Raw genomic sequence first — 2138 nt, 5'->3', positions numbered from 1 at the left:
TCAGCTCTCGATTTTGGTGCACTACCCATATCCATGACGGGGATGATGACTCTGACGGTCTCTAACACTGGTGGTGGAACTCTCAATATTACTTCCATCACCCCAACAGCTGGTGTGTTTGTTGCCAGTCCGGCTGACATGATAGTCGATCCAGGAGCAACCCAGGATCTGACTGTTACTTTTACTCCAGATGCTGTGGGAACTTTTACAGATGATCTGATCATCATTTCTGATGCAGATTCTTCACCTGATACAGTCAGTTTGGATGGTTCAGGTGCTGCTTCCAGTGGTGGTCCGGATATCGCGGGTTATACCTGGGTCAACAGCTATGATGCTGCTGGTCCTGCTTACGCTTGGATCGATACTACTGATGCCATCGATGCCATAATAGCTTATGGTGATGATTATCGGGGTACCATTGATCTACCTTTCCTTTTTAGATTCTATGGTAATGTTTACTCCCAGATCACAGCTACTACAAATGGTTGGATCGGTATGGGTCCCTCAAGCGGTTATTCCAGTTCCTATTGGACCAATGAAACAATTCTGGATGCTTCTACTCCCAATAATATCATCGCACCCTTCTGGGATGATCTGAAGGCCGGAGATGCACCAGGAAGTACCAGCTCTTATATGGGAACCATTCTGTATAAAACGGTTGGTGTTGCTCCTGATCGCCAGTTTGTAGTTATTTTTCAGGATGTGGTTCGTAGTTATGGTGATACTGATGGTTTTACCTTTGAAGTTATTTTTGATGAAACAACTTCTGACATCACTCTCCAATACGCAGATGTAACTGGCAACGCCTCCGCTGATAATGGTATTGGCGCAACTGTGGGTATTGAGAATGCCGATGGTACTGATGGATTGCTCTACAACTACAATGGCGCTCCCAACCTGCTCTATGATGATCTAGCTATTTATTTTGAAGCTCCAGCAGCTCCAGCTACACCTGGAATGGTTCTGGATATTCAAGAATATGATTTTGACGTAGTTCCTGTTGGATTTGGCGCTTCACTGGACGTTACCATTATCAATGATGGTGGTGCCGATCTGGTGGTTACCGGTGCTACAGTTAATGCACCCTTCTCAACTGCTTTCTCAGGAACGATTCCGGCTCTGCAATCAGCAGTTGCCACTATCGACTTTGATCCAGCTACAGTAGGTACTTTTGCAGAAGTTTTGACTTTTGCCGTCACAGGTGCTTACACGGGTTCAGATACTGTAGCCCTTGCTGGTTCATCATACGCTGTACACGCAGCTCTGGATGAAGGCTTTGAAGGTGGTACTTTTCCACCTGCCGATTGGTCAGTGACCACCACTGATGCATCAGGCGATGCCTGGGAAGCTGCCAATGATGGTTCAAGTCACGGACCTGGTACAGTAGCTGAAGGTACTTTGGCCGCCATGGCTGATATTTATAATATGTCCAGTGGTACAGTCTCGCACATGTATTCACCGGCTGCTGATCTTTCCGGCATGAGTGCCCCAAGATTAAGCTTCTGGTGGCAGTGTATGACTGGCTCTGGAACCCAGCCCAGTCTTACTGTTAATTATTCTATTGACGGTGGGAGTACCTGGTCTGAGCTTTACTATCAGGAAGCTGATGGTACAGCTGATGATTGGGTTAACGTTAAAGTGTTCTTACCAGAATTTTCTGCAGGAACCATGTTTGACTTTGTAGCCTTTAGTGACTACGGAAGCTATAACATGTTTCTTGATGCAGTACTGGTTGAAGAAGGTCCTGTACTAACACCCTTTTTCTCCGAATATATGGAAGGATCTGGCAACAATAAGGGTCTTGAAATCTATAACGCCACTGGTGCTGACATCGATCTTGATGAATATCAGATCGCTCAGTCTGTCAATGGTGGTGGATGGCAGTATTATCACGCCTTCCCAGCCGGTGCAACTCTGGCAAATGGAGATCTTTGGTTGATCGTAACTGATGCAGCTTTCCCGGAAATGATCGCCATGGCCGATGAGGTTCTGGGATATCCCAGTGTTGTTAATCATAATGGTGATGATGCCCGGGCTTTAATCAAGATCGTTGGCACTGATACAACCTTTATGGATGTTATCGGTATTCCTACTGAAGATCCTGGTTCAGGTTGGGATGTTGCCGGCGTTGCTGTTGG

At 46.3% G+C, this 2138-nt stretch carries 1 protein-coding gene; it reads left to right on the top strand.

What is annotated here, in order from left to right:
* A partial coding sequence (locus tag U9Q77_11280; protein ID MEA3287938.1) for a choice-of-anchor D domain-containing protein occupies positions 1-2138 on the top strand: 2138 nt, incomplete at both ends.

Source organism: Candidatus Neomarinimicrobiota bacterium (assembly GCA_034716895.1).
Classification (GTDB): domain Bacteria; phylum Fidelibacterota; class UBA8477; order UBA8477; family JABMPR01; genus JABMPR01.
This window is presented reverse-complemented; position numbering and strand designations above follow the sequence as displayed.